The sequence below is a fragment of the Variovorax paradoxus B4 genome, from assembly GCF_000463015.1.
Taxonomy (GTDB): Bacteria; Pseudomonadota; Gammaproteobacteria; order Burkholderiales; family Burkholderiaceae_C; genus Variovorax; species Variovorax paradoxus_E.
On the sequence record NC_022247.1, the window covers coordinates 1175344 to 1192069 of the forward strand.

18 protein-coding genes are annotated in these 16726 nt (G+C 66.3%); 9 read left to right on the forward strand and 9 right to left on the reverse strand.

Annotated elements, in window-relative coordinates; all coding sequences use genetic code 11:
• Window positions 1–136: 136 nt before the first annotated feature.
• Window positions 137–1075, reverse strand: coding sequence for a LysR family transcriptional regulator (locus VAPA_RS05265; protein WP_021005729.1), 939 nt, complete (start codon window positions 1073–1075; stop codon window positions 137–139).
• A gap of 125 nt (window positions 1076–1200) precedes the next feature.
• Between VAPA_RS05265 and VAPA_RS05270 the strand changes: the two genes are divergently transcribed.
• Genes VAPA_RS05270 through VAPA_RS05280 form a run of 3 tightly spaced genes read left to right on the forward strand, consistent with a single transcriptional unit; the run spans window position 1201 to window position 4048 of the window.
• On the forward strand, window positions 1201–2514 hold the full coding sequence (locus tag VAPA_RS05270; RefSeq protein WP_021005730.1) for an MFS transporter: 1314 nt from the start codon (window positions 1201–1203) through the stop codon (window positions 2512–2514).
• Window positions 2511–3416, forward strand: coding sequence for an allantoinase PuuE (locus tag VAPA_RS05275; RefSeq protein ID WP_021005731.1), 906 nt, complete (start codon window positions 2511–2513; stop codon window positions 3414–3416). The genes VAPA_RS05270 and VAPA_RS05275 overlap by 4 nt, the downstream gene beginning before the upstream one ends.
• Window positions 3413–4048 carry an aspartate/glutamate racemase family protein gene (locus tag VAPA_RS05280; RefSeq protein WP_021005732.1) on the forward strand — a complete coding sequence of 212 codons (636 nt, stop codon included), beginning with the start codon at window positions 3413–3415 and terminating at the stop codon, window positions 4046–4048. Before VAPA_RS05275 ends, VAPA_RS05280 begins: the two co-directional genes overlap by 4 nt.
• A 211-nt stretch (window positions 4049–4259) precedes the next feature.
• Here VAPA_RS05280 and VAPA_RS05285 read toward each other — a convergent pair whose 3' ends face one another.
• The 4 genes from VAPA_RS05285 to VAPA_RS05300 form a co-directional block, all read right to left on the reverse strand.
• On the reverse strand, window positions 4260–6050 hold the full coding sequence (locus VAPA_RS05285; protein ID WP_021005733.1) for a SulP family inorganic anion transporter: 1791 nt from the start codon (window positions 6048–6050) through the stop codon (window positions 4260–4262).
• Window positions 6047–6508, reverse strand: a complete 462-nt coding sequence (locus tag VAPA_RS33780) for a hypothetical protein (protein ID WP_196232546.1) — start codon at window positions 6506–6508, stop codon at window positions 6047–6049. Before VAPA_RS33780 ends, VAPA_RS05285 begins: the two co-directional genes overlap by 4 nt.
• Window positions 6509–6594: 86 nt before the next feature.
• Window positions 6595–6975, reverse strand: coding sequence for a hypothetical protein (locus VAPA_RS33785; protein WP_230558971.1), 381 nt, complete (start codon window positions 6973–6975; stop codon window positions 6595–6597).
• 48 nt (window positions 6976–7023) lie between these two features.
• Window positions 7024–7293, reverse strand: coding sequence for a helix-turn-helix domain-containing protein (locus tag VAPA_RS05300; RefSeq protein ID WP_021005736.1), 270 nt, complete (start codon window positions 7291–7293; stop codon window positions 7024–7026).
• A 29-nt stretch (window positions 7294–7322) separates the two neighbouring features.
• On the opposite strand from VAPA_RS05300, the gene VAPA_RS05305 reads away from it, so the two are divergent.
• From VAPA_RS05305 to VAPA_RS05320, 4 genes are all read left to right on the forward strand, one after another.
• Window positions 7323–7601: a GIY-YIG nuclease family protein gene (locus VAPA_RS05305; protein ID WP_021005737.1), complete on the forward strand. Its 279-nt coding sequence runs from the start codon at window positions 7323–7325 to the stop codon at window positions 7599–7601.
• Between the two features lie 104 nt (window positions 7602–7705).
• A complete protein-coding gene (locus VAPA_RS05310) occupies window positions 7706–8947 on the forward strand; it encodes a 3-methyl-2-oxobutanoate dehydrogenase (2-methylpropanoyl-transferring) subunit alpha (RefSeq protein ID WP_021005738.1) in 1242 nt (413 codons plus the stop codon).
• Between the two features lie 5 nt (window positions 8948–8952).
• A complete protein-coding gene (locus tag VAPA_RS05315) occupies window positions 8953–9966 on the forward strand; it encodes an alpha-ketoacid dehydrogenase subunit beta (protein ID WP_021005739.1) in 1014 nt (337 codons plus the stop codon).
• Window positions 9967–11199 (forward strand): dihydrolipoamide acetyltransferase family protein, encoded by a 1233-nt coding sequence (locus VAPA_RS05320; RefSeq protein WP_021005740.1) that lies wholly within the window; start codon window positions 9967–9969, stop codon window positions 11197–11199.
• A 28-nt stretch (window positions 11200–11227) separates the two neighbouring features.
• On the opposite strand, the gene VAPA_RS05325 is transcribed toward VAPA_RS05320, so the two are convergent.
• From VAPA_RS05325 to VAPA_RS05335, 3 genes are all read right to left on the reverse strand, one after another.
• Window positions 11228–11482 carry a hypothetical protein gene (locus VAPA_RS05325; RefSeq protein ID WP_021005741.1) on the reverse strand — a complete coding sequence of 85 codons (255 nt, stop codon included), beginning with the start codon at window positions 11480–11482 and terminating at the stop codon, window positions 11228–11230.
• Window positions 11483–11615: 133 nt separating this feature from the next.
• The gene (locus tag VAPA_RS05330; RefSeq protein ID WP_021005742.1) at window positions 11616–12614 is read right to left on the reverse strand and encodes a tripartite tricarboxylate transporter substrate binding protein; all 999 of its coding nucleotides are present in this window, start codon (window positions 12612–12614) and stop codon (window positions 11616–11618) included.
• 66 nt (window positions 12615–12680) lie between these two features.
• On the reverse strand, window positions 12681–13745 hold the full coding sequence (locus tag VAPA_RS05335) for a tartrate dehydrogenase (RefSeq protein ID WP_021005743.1): 1065 nt from the start codon (window positions 13743–13745) through the stop codon (window positions 12681–12683).
• 111 nt (window positions 13746–13856) lie between these two features.
• Between VAPA_RS05335 and VAPA_RS05340 the strand changes: the two genes are divergently transcribed.
• Complete coding sequence (locus VAPA_RS05340) at window positions 13857–14786, forward strand: LysR substrate-binding domain-containing protein (protein ID WP_021005744.1); 930 nt, start codon at window positions 13857–13859, stop codon at window positions 14784–14786.
• A 26-nt stretch (window positions 14787–14812) separates the two neighbouring features.
• On the opposite strand, the gene VAPA_RS05345 is transcribed toward VAPA_RS05340, so the two are convergent.
• A complete protein-coding gene (locus tag VAPA_RS05345; RefSeq protein WP_021005745.1) occupies window positions 14813–15142 on the reverse strand; it encodes a four-helix bundle copper-binding protein in 330 nt (109 codons plus the stop codon).
• 145 nt (window positions 15143–15287) lie between these two features.
• Between VAPA_RS05345 and VAPA_RS05350 the strand changes: the two genes are divergently transcribed.
• The gene (locus VAPA_RS05350; RefSeq protein WP_021005746.1) at window positions 15288–16610 is read left to right on the forward strand and encodes a lytic murein transglycosylase; all 1323 of its coding nucleotides are present in this window, start codon (window positions 15288–15290) and stop codon (window positions 16608–16610) included.
• The last annotated feature ends 116 nt before the right edge of the window (window positions 16611–16726 follow it).

Here is a 16726-nt window from a genome sequence, read left to right on the forward strand (position 1 = left end):
CAAACTGCGAGCCAGCTCCTAGAATTCGGGGGAGTTTTTCAACACAATCGACAAGAACCAGACATTCGACAGGCCGTTCACTACGTACTCGTCACATGCACGAAACCGCTTCCCACGGCCGATGGCTTTCAAAGCCCTACGAGGTGTCAATGGCATTCGACACGACCTCAGCCGGGATGCCGTGCATTTGGGTAACGAACGACTCCAGGTGCTGTCGAAACGCCTTCGCCGCGGGCGAGAGTTCGGTGTCTGAACGCGAATAAATGCCAAGCTTGCGCTTCACGGTCGGCCGCACAAGCAGGCGTGCATGCACCTTCACTCGTGGCGAAACCTGACGAACGTTGACCGGCAGTGCCGCCACCCCGAGACCGGCCGCGACCATGCTGATGATGGTGGACGAAAAGGACGCTTCGTACTTTGGCACCGCTGTCACACCCGCAGTAGCGAAGGCTTGATCGGCGAGGTGTCTGGACGGGCTGGCGGCTGTCAGCGCGATCAGTGGGTGTTGTGACAGCTCCTTCCAGCTCACGGTACCGCGCGCGACGAGCGGGTGCTCGTCGGGCATCAGAGCCATCAGGTGATCTTCGTAGAGCACGCTTTCATCCAATCCGGTGTCGTCCTCCAACAGCGTGCCGACCCCAAGATCGACCTCGCCACGCCTGACTTGATCACGGATTTCCTCCTCGAATCCGTCCTTCACAGCGCAATGGATGCCCGGATAAGCACGCACAAAGTCGCTAACCGCCCACGGCAGGAGCGTGGCAGCTGGAACGACCGATGCCGCCACTGTGACGCGACCGCGCTGGATAGTGGCCAAGGAGCGCGTCGCAGCGATGGCTGCCTCCAGGTCACTCAGGGACTTGCGAGCCAGAGGCAAGAACTCACTGCCGGCGTCGGTAAGGCGCACTTGGCGGGTGCTGCGGGAAAACACCTTCAACTCAAGCTGGTTCTCCAGTTCACGGACCAGCATCGACAGCCCCGACGCCGAGACGTGCATGCGCTCGGCAGCCCGCACAAAGGAGGCGGTGTCTGCCACTGCAATGAAGGCACGCAGCTGCCTGAGAGTGATATTCATATGTTCTGATGAATAGCTCAAATAAATGAAATTGTCTTAGCAACGTCGCGGTGCTGCAATCGACGTATCCACCCACAAAAGCCAAAGCGCCGGTGGTCCGATCAGCACGTCTTTCAGGAGCAACCATGATTGTTCTCTCCCAAGGCCTTCAGGCACCCTCAGCAGACCAGCAGCAAGCAGCATCTCCCGCCAGCTCCCGGCGCGTGGCCGCTGCAAGCCTCGTCGGCACCACCCTGGAGTTCTACGATCACTTCATCTTCGGAACCGCGGCGGCGCTGATATTTCCGAAGCTCTTCTTTTCCCAGTCCGATCCGTTTGTCGCCACCATCCTGTCGCTCCTGTCTTACGGCATCGCCTTTGCCGCGCGACCCTTCGGAGCGGCGCTGTTCGGCTCGATGGGCGACAAGCTCGGGCGGCGCTTCGTGCTTGTCTCGACGCTGCTCATCATGGGCCTGTCCACCTTCCTCATCGGGCTGCTGCCGACGTACGGGCAGGTCGGACTGCTCGCGCCGGTGCTCCTGGCGCTGCTTCGATTTGCCCAAGGCCTGGCGCTCGGCGGGGAGTGGGGCGGCGCAGCGCTGATGGTCAATGAATTCGATACGACCGGGCGTCGCCGCGGCTTCTACGGCAGCCTGGTTCAGGTGGCGAGTCCGATCGGTGTGCTGCTCGCCAACGCAATGTTCGGTTTCATGAACGTCATCACCGACGATGCAGAGTTCATGGCGTGGGGATGGCGCATCCCCTTCCTCGCAAGCATCCTGCTGGTTGGCGTCGGCTACTACATTCGCCGCAGCGTGTCCGAGTCTCCGGTCTTCCAGAGTCTCGAGAAGACCTTGCACAAGGCCGAGGCACCGCTGCTCGAAACGCTGCGCAATCACTGGAGGCAGGTTCTGCTCGCCATCGGCGTGCGGGCCGGCGAAGGCATCATCTGGTACGTCTTTTCTCTGCTGCTGCTGGTCTATGTGCCTACCCGGCTCGGCCTGCCACGCCAAGTCGCCCTGAATGCTGTGCTGCTGGGTGCTGCGGTCGGCGTTCTTGCGATACCACTGTTCGGCGCCCTGTCGGATCGCATCGGGCGCAAGACGCTGCTGCTCATCGGTGTCGCGGCCTCGATCATCTGGTCCTTCGCCTACTTTCCTCTGCTTGAGACCCGCGATCCGATGCTCGTCATCATCGCCTCCATGATCGGCATGGTGTGCCAGGCGGCACTGTGGGCGCCGTTGGCAGCGTTCATTCCAGAGATGTTCGAGCCAAAGATCCGGTGCACCGGGGCATCGCTCGGGTTCCAGCTCGCGGGCGTCTTCGGCGGTGCACTGGCGCCTGCCGTGTGCGTGTGGCTGCTCGATCGTTTCAACAATCCGCTGTACATCTCGGCGTACTGCACGGTCGGCCTTGCGGTGATTGCGCTGTGCGTCATCAAGGCGAGACCGCAGCAATGAATGCCCCGGCAAGAGACTTCGTCGGCTACGGCCGCACGCGGCCCGCCTTCGAATGGCCTGGAGGGCGGCGGATCGCCGTCAGCGTCGTCGTCAACTACGAGGAAGGCGGCGAGAGCTGCGTCCTGGACGGCGACGCCCATTCGGAGGAGCTCAACAGTGACGTGGCCGGCGCCGTGCCCCGCGCGGGGCGCCGCAATCTGGTCGTCGAGTCGCACTACGAGTACGGCAGCCGGGTCGGCCATTGGCGCATTCTCGATCTGCTGCAGGAATGCGCCATCCCGGCCACCTACTTCGCAGTGTCGAGCGCACTGGAGAAGCACCCGGAGGCCGCGCGCTCGATCGTCGCGGCAGGGCACGAGGTGGTATCGCACGGCGCTCGCTGGATCGACTACAACCGCGTCGATGAATCTACCGAGCGTGAGCACATGATCCGATCGCTCGAAGTGCTGGAACGCCTGTGCGGACAACGTCCGGTGGGCTGGTACACGGGCCGGGTCAGTCCCAACACGCGCGCGCTTGCGGTTGAGCAAGGTATGCAGTACGACAGCGATGGCTACAACGACGATCTGCCGTACTGGACCGATGTCGGCGGCCGGCAGCACCTCGTGTTGCCGTACAGCTTCGACTGCAACGACATGCGATTCGCTTCGGCACCCGGCTTCAACACCCCGGATGACTTTGCAGATCACCTGCGGCGCACGCTCGCGTGCCTGCGCCGAGAGGGCAATCGCCAATCGACCATGATGTCGATCGGCCTGCACCTGCGGCTCGCAGGTCGACCCGGTCGCGCAGAGGCTCTGCGCGAATTTCTCATGTCGGCGCGGCAGTTTCCCGACGTCTGGTTCTGCCGGCGCGGCGATATTGCGGATTTTTGGCGAAACAAGTTCCCGGCGGCACGATGAGAACGCTTTTCTTGAACCCGAACTCGAGTGCAGAAATCACATCGACGCTGCGGCGTCACGTCGAGCGATGTGGGTGGCCGGCCGACCGATGGGAGATATTGAAGGTCGATGACGCGCCCCGGATCATCGGATCCGTCTCGCAGAACGCTGAAGCCGAGGCCGCGGTGGAACGGGCACTGCCGGTGCTAAGCCGAGGATTCGACCGGGTGGTCATGATGTCATCGCTCGACACGGGCTACCACATCGCGCGCCAGCGGTTAGGCGACGAGGCATACGGCTTTACGCGCAGCGTGTTCTCGCAGCATCGCAGGCTTGGCCGGCAATTGCAGATCATCACCTTTGACAAGTCGATGACCTCTCTTTACGAAAGCGCCATTGATGCTACCGGACATCGCATGGTTGTTGCCGGCTGGACGGTTGTCGATCTCGAGCCGGCCGCCATCGCGGCGCAGCCCAGCCTGGCACTCGAGAAATTGCGCACCGTATGTCGGGACCTGGCCAGTACGTCGATTCATCCGATCTTTGTCGTGGGAGCGGTCGGCCTCGCGCTGACGGAAGAACTGCGACGGGTCGGTATGACAGGGCTCGTCGATCCGGTGTCCGACCTGCTTGCCTGGCTCGGCAGCCCTTAGGTTTCACAACGGGACGGCCGAGGGCCCGGACAGGCGATCGAGTAGGCAGATAGAGGCAGCCCAAATGGCGGTTTCACTAAGGCCGCTTTGGAGAAATTCGAACGTCGGCTCCGGGCCCGATTGCGACGGTCAAAGCGTCCCGACTTGAGGATCGAAACCAGTCCGAAGCGGGCACACAGCCGAACAAAAGCTCGAGGGGTGCAGCATGAACTCAGCGCCCCTCGTCCTCCCAGTCCACCCAATCCACCTTATGGGTCTCGAGATATCGCCTGACGGCGGCACCGAGGGTCGGAAAGAACGCCGCTTCCCCAAGCCGCTCGAAAAGCCCGAACCGCTTCAACTTGTCCTTGACGGGGTCCTTCATCTCGGCAAAGCCCACCTGAATGCCGGCCGCGTGCAGGGTTTCGATCAGCTCGGCCAGCATGTCGGCGGAGGTCACGTCCACGCTGGTGATCGGTTCCGCCGCAACGACCAGCCAGTGCACTGGCGTAGGCGACGAAGCCATGGCGTCGAGGGCCCGGTCGTGGAACAGCTCGGCGTTGGCGAAGAACAGCGGCGCATCCCAGCGAAACAGGACCAGGCCGGGGATGAGACGCGCGTCGGGATAGCGCGTGATGTCGTGGTAGCCCTTGACGCCGTCGGCGCGTCCCAGAACCGCGGAATAGGGACGCCAGGCATCCCACAGGAATTCGATGACCGCAATCACGATCGCCAGGCCGATGCCCTCGATCGCGCCCAGCACGGTCACGCCAACGGTACAGGCAGCCGACAGCCAGAACTCCCAGCGCTGGATGCGATAGATTCGTCGCAAGTCGGCGACCTCGATCAGGCCGATGGCCGATGCGATCACGACCGCAGCCAGTGCGCTGGCGGGCAAGTTCTTCAGCAGGTCCGACGCCACGACCAGCAACAGGGCAACGGCAAGCGCGCCGAGGACTCCGGTCAGCTGGGTTCTGGCGCCTGCGGCCTCGGCCACGGGTGTGCGTGACGAACTGCTGCTGACAGGAAAGCCCTGAAAAAGCCCGGCCGCCAGGTTGGCGGCGCCGAGCGCCACCATCTCCCGGTTCGGGTCGACAGAGGTGCGCGTCCGTGCCGCATAGACACGGGAGAGCACGCTGGTGTCGGCGAACGAGATCAGAGCGACGACGCAACCGCCGATCAAAACGGGAACGATGTCGGCGCTGGTGATCCACGGGATGGCGAACGCAGGCAGGCCTTGTGGGAGGGCGCCGAGGACCGACACCCCGGCGCGTGCCGCAAGGTCCAGCACGGCAACGACGACGGTCGCTGCCACCACGGCGATCAGGATGCCCGGCAAGCGCTTGCGGCCCTTGAGCAGCAGGATGACCGCCAGGGTGCCTGCGCCGACCATGAACGCGGTCCAGTTGGTCTTTCCATCCATCACCGCTGTAGCGATGGCCTTCAGGTTTCCCAGCGGTCCGTCACTCTCGATCGAAAAGCCGAAAAGCTTGGGCAGCTGGCTGATCAATACCGTCAGCGCGATGCCGTTCATGTAGCCGTAGCGAATCGGCTTGGAAAGAAGCTCGGTGACGAAGCCCAGGCGCGCGACGCCGGCGAGGATGCACACCGCCCCCGACACGATCGCCATCATGCCCGCAAGGGCAACCGCGCGATGCGGGTCGCCGCCGGACAGTGGAAGGACGACGGCCAGAATGACGGCAGCCAACGAGGAATCCGGGCCCAGCACCAGGATCCGACTGGGTCCGAACACGGCGTACGCGAGCAGCGCAACGATGGTCGCGTAGAGGCCATAGATGCCGGGTACGCCGGACGCCTGCGCGTAGGCGATGCCGACGGGCACCAGCATCGTGGTCAGCACCAGTCCGGCAACGATGTCGTGCCGCAGCCAGGCCACCTGGTAACCGCGCAGCGCACGGAGTCCCGGCAGCCATCGGCTCCACCCGGTCTGATCGGCGGCCTTCGACCGCGGCGCGATCCGGCCCGGTTCCGGCAGGGGGGACGAAGGATCCGATTTGCTCATGAGCCGCTGGCTACCTGGTTGACAGTGCAGATGCGCGCAAGGAAATGCAAGGGGGAAGATGCGGGTGGGTAGACAGTGCTTTTCATGGCGCAGACAAGACCTCCTGCTTTCCAGCCCTTGACCGGCATCCGTGAGCCGTCGGCGATCCAGCAATTGCCGGACGGGCATTTTCTTGTGGTTGAGGACGAAAGCGCCGCCCCTTCAGTTTGGTCGTGATCGGCGCCGACGGAAGCGTCCACAGTACCGAACTCACTGCTGGACTGTTTCAGATCTTCAGCGACTGCTGGAAACTGGATGATCTCGAAGGACTTGCCTTGGATCGGGCAGGCTTCGTCCATGCCATCACATCGCATTCTCGAGACGACGACGACGACGACGACGACGACGGCGACGAGGGGAGCCGGGTTGCGGACCCCCAAGTCGTCGACGGATTGAAGCGCGCCCTGACGGCGAAGCATCCTGAACGGGCCTCGGCAGCCAGGATCCGGGATGTCAAAACCGGCGGGGGACTCAATATCGAAGCGTTGGAGATCAGCCCCCGCGCTCAGTCCCACACAGGAAGATCCTGCAAGGCATTGTTGGGATGACCCACGATGTCGACGCCAGTGATGCCGGCTCCGCCCGGCAAGAGCTGGACGTCGCAAACGACCTCCCAGGCATGGCTTTCGGTGCGTCGCGCAAGGCACACTTCCTCGCCGGCGGCAATGAGATCGGCGCATTCGCCAACGCTGATTCGTCGTACCGTGCCCAGGGCAAATTCCGTCGAACCGAACTCCTTCTCCACAACTGGATGAATGGCGACGAGATCCATCTTTTCGTCTTTGAAGTGAACAGCGGTAATTGCATGCTGGGCCATCTTCGAACTCCATTCGTGGCGAGCCCCGATATGGCTGCGGCGGCTGCCAGCGCCGGTGGGCTCGATCATCGACTGTACGCCTGCTCCCGCTTGCGCGCACTCGGCAGGTGAATCCGCTCAGGCGGTGGGCTGGTCGTCGCCGGGAAGCAGCAGCCTCGTTGCGATGCCGTAGAGCGCAAGCATGCCCAGCACGTGCCCGATGGCGACGCCTGGTTCACCTGATTCGATTCGGGCGACCGTCTGGACATGGACGCCCAGCCGGGCTGCGGCTGCGGCCTGGCCTTCACCGGCATGGGTGCGTGCCAGCTTGGCCTGCGCACCCATGTGCTTGATCGCCTGGAGGGCGCCACTGTCGATGTCCGCCGAGATGCGTTTGCCTTGGGCCATCAGGATATTGTCGCTGCACAATCTGCGCCATGCCTCGAACCTTGCCTGACCCTGGGCCCACGCCATACTGGCTCTACCTCCTGGAATGCGAAGGCGGCGTGTATTACACGGGAATCGCGCTCGACGTGGAGCAGCGCTTCTTCCAGCATGTGTTCGGACTGGGCGCCAAATTCACGCGCGCGCGTCCTCCGCTGCGTGTGCTTGCGGCCCGCGCATACCCCGACAAGGGAACTGCGCTGCGGGCGGAAATCAGGGTCAAGGCACTGCCTCGCGCGCGGAAGCTTGCCTTCTTCGAAGCCATGGCCTGATGCGTCGCATCCAGAAAACAATGCGCGATTGACCGACTGCGCTCCCGCCTGAAATTCGCTAGGCTTTGCTGGCGAGCGATCCCATCGAGCGCGGAGACAACGCGATGAGCCAGGGCGCATCTCTTCGTCTGCATGTGCCGGAGCCCACCGGGCGGCCGGGGCATGAAACCGACTTTTCCTACCTCCACCTGTCGCGTGCCGGCGAGGTGCGAAAACCGCCGATCGACGCATCGCCCGCCGACACCAGCGATCTGGCCTACACGCTGGTGCGCGTACTCGACGACGAAGGCCGCGCCGTCGGCCCGTGGGTGCCGCAGGCCGACCCCGAACTGCTGCGCCGCGGCCTGCGTGCGATGATGAAGACGCGGGCCTTCGACGCCCGCATGCTGATCGCGCAGCGGCAGAAGAAGATCTCGTTCTACATCCAGTGCCTCGGCGAGGAGGCCGTCGCCACCGGTCACGCGCTGGCGCTGCAGCAGGGCGACATGTGCTTTCCCACCTACCGCCAGCAGGGCCTGCTGCTGGCGCGCGACGACGTGACGATGGTGGAGATGATCTGCGAGCTGATGTCCAACGAGCGCGACCCGCTCAAGGGGCGGCAGCTGCCGGTGTGCTATTCGATGAAGCGGGCCGGCTTCTTCTCGATCTCGGGCAACCTGGCCACGCAGTTCATCCAGGCCGTGGGCTGGGGCATGGCCTCGGCGATCAAGGGCGACACGCGCATCGCCTCGGGATGGATCGGCGACGGCGCCACCGCCGAGTCCGACTTCCACACGGCGCTGACTTTCGCCCACGTGTATCGCGCGCCGGTGATCCTCAATGTGGTCAACAACCAGTGGGCAATCTCGACCTTCCAGGCCATTGCCGGCGGCGAGGCCACCACCTTCGCGGCGCGCGGCGTGGGGTGCGGCATCGCGTCGCTGCGTGTCGACGGCAACGACTTTCTCGCCGTGCTGGCGGCCTCGCGCTGGGCTGCGGAGCGCGCCCGCAGCAACCTGGGGCCGACGCTGATCGAATGGGTCACCTACCGCGCGGGTGCGCATTCGACCTCCGACGATCCCTCGCGCTACCGTCCGGCCGACGACTGGGCGCATTTCCCGCTGGGCGATCCGATCCCGCGCCTGGCGCAGCACCTGACGGCCATCGGCGCCTGGTCGCAGCAAGAGCACGACCAGACGCAGGCAGACTTGGAAGCGCAGGTGAATGCGGCGCTGAAGGAAGCCGAGCGCTTCGGCTCCATGGCCGACGGCCACGTTGCCGGCGCCGCGACCATGTTCGAGGACGTCTACAAGGACATGCCCGAGCACTTGAAGCGGCAGCGCGAACAGCTGTCGTCGGAGGGATGACGGCCATGGCCTCGATGACCATGATCCAGGCCCTGCGCTCCGCCATGGACGTGATGCTCGAGCGTGACGACAACGTGATCATCTACGGCCAGGACGTGGGCTACTTCGGCGGCGTGTTCCGCTGCACCGAAGGCCTGCAGGCCAAGTACGGCCGCTCGCGCGTGTTCGACGCGCCGATCAACGAGGGCGGCATCGTCGGCTCGGCCATCGGCATGGGTGCCTACGGCCTGCGCCCGGTGGTGGAGGTGCAGTTTGCCGACTACGTCTATCCGGCCTATGACCAGATCGTGTCCGAGGCGGCGCGCCTGCGCTATCGCTCGGCGGGCGATTTCACCGCGCCGATCACCATCCGCATGCCCTGCGGCGGCGGCATCTACGGCGGCCAGACGCACAGCCAGAGCCCCGAAGCGCTGTTCACGCACGTCTGCGGGCTGCGCACGGTGATGCCCTCGAATCCGCGCGATGCCAAGGGCCTGCTGATCGCCTCGATCGAGAACGACGACCCCGTCATCTTTCTCGAGCCCAAGCGGCTGTACAACGGCCCCTTCGACGGCCACCACGACCGGCCGCTGGTGTCCTGGTCGGCCCATCCGCTGGGCGAGGTGCCCGAAGGCTACTACACGGTGCCGCTGGAGTCGGCCACCGTGTTCCGCCCCGGCGCCGACCTGACGGTGATCAGCTACGGCACCATGGTCTTCGTCTCGGAGGCGGCCGCGCAGGAGACCGGCATCGATGCCGAGATCATCGACCTGCGCAGCCTGTGGCCGCTGGACCTGGAGACGCTGGTCGCATCGGTGAAGAAGACCGGCCGCTGCGTGATCGTGCACGAGGCCACGCGAACCAACGGCTTCGGCGCCGAGCTGACCGCACTGGTGCAGGAGCACTGCTTCCACTACCTGGAGGCGCCGATCCAGCGCGTGGCCGGCTGGGACACGCCCTATCCGCATGCGCAGGAGTGGGCCTACTTTCCGGGCCCGGCACGCGTCGGCGCGGCTTTCCGGCGCGCCATGGAGAACTGAATGGGCACGCACACGATCAAGATGCCGGACCTCGGCGAAGGCATCGCCGAGGTGGAACTTGTCGCATGGCGCGTGCAGCCCGGCGACACGGTGGTCGAAGACCAGGTGCTGGCCGACGTGATGACCGACAAGGCCACCGTCGAGATTCCCTCGCCGGTCGCGGGCCGTGTGCTCGCGCTCGGCGGAGAAGTGGGGCAGTTGATTGCGGTGGGCGCGGAGTTGATCCGGATCGACGTGGGGGCCGGCGGCGAGGCGGTGCCGGCTGCGCCCGCACGTGCGCCGGCACCTACATCTGCATCTCCAGCGGCAACAACACCGGCACCTGCACCGGCGTCGGCCGAGCGCCCGCGCCCATCGGCCGGCAAGCCGCTCGCCGCGCCCGCGGTGCGTCATCGGGCCGCGGTGCTCGGCATCGATCTGCAGCAGGTGCCGGGCAGCGCTGCCGACGGCCGCATCCTGCACGAGGACCTCGACGCTTGGCTCGTCCGCAGACCCGCTGCGCGGGCGCCGAGCGCGGCACGCTACGCGGAGCGCAACGACGAGGAGGCCGTGCCCGTGACCGGCGTGCGTCGCCGCATCGCGCAGCGCATGCAGGATGCGATGCGCCGCATCCCGCACTTCACCTACGTCGAGGAGATCGACGTGACCGAGCTGGAGTTGCTGCGCGCGCGGATCAACGAACGCTGGGGCGGCGAGCGGGCGCACCTGACGCTGCTGCCGCTGCTGGTGCGCGCCATCGTGCTGGCCGTGCCGCGCTTCCCGCAGATCAATGCCCGCTTCGACGACGAGGCGGGCATCGTCACGCGCCATGGCGCGGTGCACGTCGGCATCGCGACCCAGACCGCGGTCGGCCTCATGGTGCCGGTGCTGCGCCACGCGGAAGCACGCGACCCCTGGTCCAGCGCGAGCGAGATCGCGCGCCTGGCCGAGGCCGCGCGCGCGGGCCGGGCCACACGCGACGAGATGAGCGGCTCGACCATCACCGTCACCAGCCTCGGCGCGCTGGGCGGCATCGCCTCCACGCCGATCATCAACGCGCCCGAGGTGGCGATCGTCGGCGTCAACCGCATCGTGCAGCGCCCGGTGATGCAGGGCGGCGCGGTGGTTGCGCGCCGCATGATGAACCTGTCCTCCTCCTTCGACCACCGCGTGGTCGACGGCCAGCTGGCGGCCGAGTTCGTGCAGGCCGTGCGCGCTTCGCTCGAATGCCCGGCGCTGCTTTTTGTCGAGTAGCCGGTGTCTGAAGCGGCGTCGTGGTGCGCTAGTGTTCCTGAAGGGAACGTTCAGCGTTTTCCATCTGCCGCAGCACAGAACTCAGTTCGTCCTCCTCCGCATGGGTCAGTTCGCTCGCCAGGCTCCTGAACTCGGCCAGGTAGCAGGGCAGCATCAACGCCGCGGTGTGCGTGTGGACGTCATCGCCGCGTGCAAGGCGTTCATTGCATGCGGCAATGCTTCGATAGATTCCGAGCGCCTGCGCGACTCGGCCGTCCTTGCTGCTGCTCCTCTTGATGGTCATCGCCGGCTCCTTGTGGCGCGCCGTGGATGGCGCCGCAAGGCAACTCTATGGACTGGCGAGCGCAGCGGGGAGTAACAAGATCGTCGTGAATCCGGCCGCTGCCGTGGATCGATGGCGCCGGCGTGCGCAGCGCCTATTCGACCGCGACCTTGCCATCCTTGACCAGCCTCGCGAACTTCGCCGTCTCCTCGCGGATGCGGACTGCCATCTCGGCGGAGCTGTCGCCGATCGGGTCGGCGCCGATTGCACGCATGCGGTCGGTGAAGTCCGGCGACTTGATGATTCTGGCCATCTCGAGGTGGAGCTTTGCGACGATGTCCCTCGGCGTTCCCGCCGGCGCCAGCACGCCGAACCAGGTTCCGATGTCGAAGCCCTTGAGCCCGGCCTCTTCGAGCGTCGGCACGTCGGGCAGCACGGCGGAGCGCTTCGCGGTGGTGACGGCCAGCGCGCGCAGCTTGCCGCCCTTGATGTGCTGCAGCACGGGCGTGATGGTGTCGAAGGACATCTCCACCTGTCCGCCCAGCAGGTCGGTGGTGAGCGGACCGCTGCCCTTGTACGGCACGTGCAGCAGCTTGACGCCGGTGCTGGCCTGGAACTGGGTGCCGATGAGATGCTGCGCCGTGCCGTTGCCGTTGGAGCCGTAGGCCAGCTCCTTGGAGGACGACTTGGCGAGGGCAACCAGCTCGGCGACCGACCTGGCCGGCGTGAGCGAAGCGTTGACCACCAGCACGTTCGGCACCATCGCCACCGTGGTGATGGGCGCGAAGTCCTTCTGGAAGTCGTAGGGCAGCTTCTTGTAGACGCTGGTCGCGATGGTGTGGTGCACCGCGCCCATCAGCAGCGTGTAGCCATCGGGCCTGGCCTTCGCGACATAGTCGGCGCCCAGGGTGGCGCCGGCGCCCGGCCTGCTTTCCACGATCACGGGCTGGCCCAGGCTCTTGGACAGTGCATCGGCGAGCGCGCGAGCCAGCACGTCGGTTGTACCGCCGGAGGGGAAGGGCACGATCAGGCTGATCGGCTTGGCCGGCCATGGCTCCTGGGCGGCGGCCCAGGACGCAATGGAAAGGCCGAGGGCTGCCAAGGCGGCTCCCGTGAGGGCGCGGCGCTCGATGGCGAATCGTGGCTTCATCATGTCTTTGTCTCCAGGCTGACGGTCTGCGCCGTTCTTCTTGCGGTTGCGGTGTGAAATGGATGTTCTCTATGCGAGCCGCGCGCACACGGCCTGCGTGACCTGCGCCGTGGTGGCGCTGCCGCCGAGATCGCGTGTGTGCAGCGCGGGGTCGGCCGTCACGGCTTCCACCGCCTGCATGACACGCCGGGCGGCCTCAGCCTCGCCCAGGTGCTCCAGCAGCATCACGACCGACCAGAAGGTGCCGACCGGGTTGGCCAGGCCCTTGCCCATGATGTCGAAGGCGGAGCCGTGGATCGGCTCGAACATCGACGGGTAGCGGCGCTCAGGGTCGATGTTGCCGGTCGGTGCGATGCCCAGGCTGCCTGCGAGCGCGGCGGCCAGGTCGCTGAGGATGTCCGCATGCAGGTTGGTCGCGACGATGGTGTCGAGCGATGCCGGCCGGTTGATCATGCGCGCGGTCGATGCATCGACCAGTTCCTTGTCCCAGGTGACGTCCGGAAACTCCCTGGAGATCTGCAGCGCGATCTCGTCCCACATCACCATGGCGTGGCGCTGGGCGTTGCTCTTGGTGATGACCGTGAGGAGCTTGCGGGGGCGCGACTGCGCCAGCCTGAAGGCGAAGCGCATGATGCGTTCCACGCCGGCGCGGGTCATCATCGACACGTCGGTGGCGGCTTCGATCGGATGGCCCTGGTGCACGCGGCCGCCGACACCGGCGTACTCGCCTTCGGAGTTCTCGCGCACGATCACCCAGTTGAGGTCGTCCGGGCCGCAGCGCTTGAGGGGGCCGTCGATGCCGGGCAGGATGCGCGTCGGGCGCACGTTGGCATACTGGTCGAAGCCCTGGCAGATCTTCAGGCGCAGGCCCCAGAGCGTGATGTGGTCGGGAATGTGCGGATCGCCTGCCGAGCCGAACAGGATCGCGTCCTTGCCGCGCAGCGCGTCGAGGCCGTCGTCCGGCATCATCACGCCGTGCTCGCGGAAGTAGTCGCCGCCCCAGCCGAAGTTCTCGAACTCGAACCGGAAGCTGCTGTCGGCCGAGGCCAGCGCTTCCAGCACTTTCCGGCCCGCGGGCACGACTTCCTTGCCGATGCCGTCTCCGGGGATGGTTGCGATCTTGTACGTCTTCATTGGCGATGTCTGCGGGAGGTTGGGAAGAGGTCCCACTGTAAGAATCAGGAGCCTGCGGAATCGGCGCTAAAGTGAACCCATCGTTAACCTGAATTCAACAGTGGGGCCACGATGAGCAGCGCCATCCTTCCGACCGATCTCGGTTTCTTTTCCACCCTGGCCAGCGCGGGCAGCCTGAGCGCCGCCGCGCGGGAGCTGGGCATCACCACGCCCGCGGTCAGCAAGCACCTGGCGCTGATGGAATCGCGCGCAGGCGTGCTGCTGGTCAACCGCTCGACGCGCCGCATGAGCCTCACGCCGGAGGGCGAGCTGTACCTGGAGCATGCGCGCCGGATCCTCGGCGAGATCGATGGCATGGAGGAGCTCCTGGGCGTGTCCCGCGCGACGCCCCGCGGCCTGCTGCGGGTGAATGCCACGCTGGGCTTCGGGCGCAGCCATGTCGCGCCGCTGATTTCGCGCTTCGTGCGCAAGCATCCGGCAGTGGAGGTGCAGCTGCAGCTTTCGGTCAATCCACCGGCGCCGAGCGAAGACCTGTTCGACGTCTGCGTGCGCTTCGGCGCGCCGCCGGACAGCCGGGTGGTGGCGAGGCACATCGCGTCCAATCGGCGGCTGCTGTGCGCGTCTCCCGCCTACCTGGCGGCGCGTGGCATGCCGAAGGTTCCGAACGACCTGGCCAGGCACAACTGCATCGGCATTCGCCAGGGCGAGGAAGCCTACGGTGTCTGGCGCCTGGCGAGCGGAAGAGGCCGCCATGCGCGCACCGAGTCCATCAAGACGCGCGGCAACCTGGCGACCAACGATGGAGAGATCGCCGTGAACTGGGCGCTCGATGGCCACGGCATCCTGATGCGGGCCGAGTGGGACATCAACCGCTACCTGCGCAACGGCCGCCTGGTGCAGGTGCTGCCGCAGTACTTCACGCCCGATGCGGACATCTACGCGGTGTATCCGCAGCGGCACCAGTTGGCCGCGCGCGTGCGGGCCTTCGTCGATTTCCTGGCGCTTTCATTCACGCAGCAGGCGGCGTCCGGCAAGGCATAGCCGGCAGCATGGTCCGCTGCAACCGTTCAGCGCGCCATGGCGCGGCACGCGGCCGCGCAATCCCGGCAGGCCTTGGCGCACGCCTGGCAGTGTTCGTGCTTGTGCCTGGCGCATTCCTCGCCGCAGGCGTCGCAGATGTCGGCGCACAGCGCGCAGATGGCCTTCGCATGCTCGCTGCCGCGCGCCATGGCGGCCGCCGCAAACTGGCAGGCAGCCGCGCAATCCATGTCGAGCGCGATGCACCGGGCCATCATCTGGACGTCGGGCTCCTTCAGGCAGGACGCGGCGCAGTGATGGCATGCGGTGGCGCAGCCGTTGCACGCCTCGATGCATGCGGCGTAGGTTTGATGTGGCATTACATTCCCCTTGAGATTCGAGCCGCGGGAGTTCGCTGCTGCTGACGGCCCATGCTCGCTTGCCTGCCCACCGCAGGTGTAGGAAAGGGGCGCGTCGGCGCGTGAGAACGGCTTGCCGCCGTGCAGCACGGGTGAAAATCCGCGGATGCATCCAGCCAGCAGCACCTCATTCCTGCAGTCCACCCGCCTCGCCCTTGTGGCCGCGGCCATCGCGGCGCTTGTCGCAGGCTGCGCTTCCGCGCCATCGGGATCGACAACGCAGCCGCCCGGCTCGACAGCGGGTGCGCGGCCCGCAACCACACCCACGCCCACCACGCCCGCAGGCCCGGATGCTGCCGCGCTTGAGCAGCAGCGCTTCGCCAAGTGGGTTGCAGACTACCGCGTCACTGCACGCGCAGCGGGCATCAGCGAGGCAACCTTGCAAAGCGCCTTCGACCAGGTGCAGTTCCTCCCGCGGGTCATCGAACTGGACCGTGCCCAGCCCGAGTTCACGCGCACGGTCTGGGACTATCTCGACAACACCGTCTCGCCGCAGCGCATTGCGACGGGCCAGGACAAGCTGCTGCAGGTTCGCGCCGAAGCCGATGCGGCCGCCGCGCGCTACGGCGTGCCGGGCGCCATCGTCGTCGCCATCTGGGGCATGGAAAGCAACTACGGCGGCAACTACGGCAGCACCCCGGTCATCGACGCGCTGGCGACGCTCGGCTTCGAGGGACGGCGCGAAGACTGGGCTCGCCGCGAACTGCTGGCGGCGCTGAAGATCCTCGACAGCGGCGACATCGCGCGCGACCGCATGATCGGCTCCTGGGCGGGCGCCATGGGCCAGACCCAGTTCCTGCCATCGAACTTTCTGGCCTACGCGGTGGATGCCGACGGCGATGGGCGGCGCGACATCTGGGGCAGCATGCCCGATGTGGTGGCCTCGACCGCGAACTTTCTCTCGCGTTCGGGCTGGCAGGCCGGCATGCCGTGGGGCGTGGAGGTCAAACTGCCGGCGGGCTTCGACTACGGCCGCGCCGACATGGCTGTGCGCCAGCCGACCGCGCAATGGGCGGCCGAGGGGGTCAGGGCCGTGGACGATCGGCCGCTGCCGGAGTTTGCCGATGGCGCGGTGCTGCTGCCCGCGGGCGCGCAGGGGCCGGCCTTCCTGGTCGGGCCGAACTTTCGCGCCGTGCTGCGCTACAACAACTCGACCAACTATGCGCTCGCGGTGGGCCTTCTCGCGCAGCGCCTCGGCGGCGGCGCGGATGTGCAGGCGCCGTGGCCAAGAAACCTCTCGGCGCTCTCTCGCAGTCAGTTGACCGAGCTGCAGACCGCGCTCAGCCAGCGCGGCTTTGCCACTGGTGCGGCCGACGGCGTCATGGGGCCCGCCACGCGCGAAGGGCTGCGCCGCTACCAGCGCAGCGTCGGCTTGCCCGCGGACGGCTATCCGAGCGCTGAGATGCTGCAACGCCTGCAGCAGCCCTAGCGGGCGCAGCTTGCGTTGTTGCGCGCCCCGTTAAACTGGGGCCGGGTGCGGGGCCGCTTGTCTTTCTTTGCGGCGCCGCAGGTTCATGCGATGGTCGGGCCGCCACGCGGATCAGT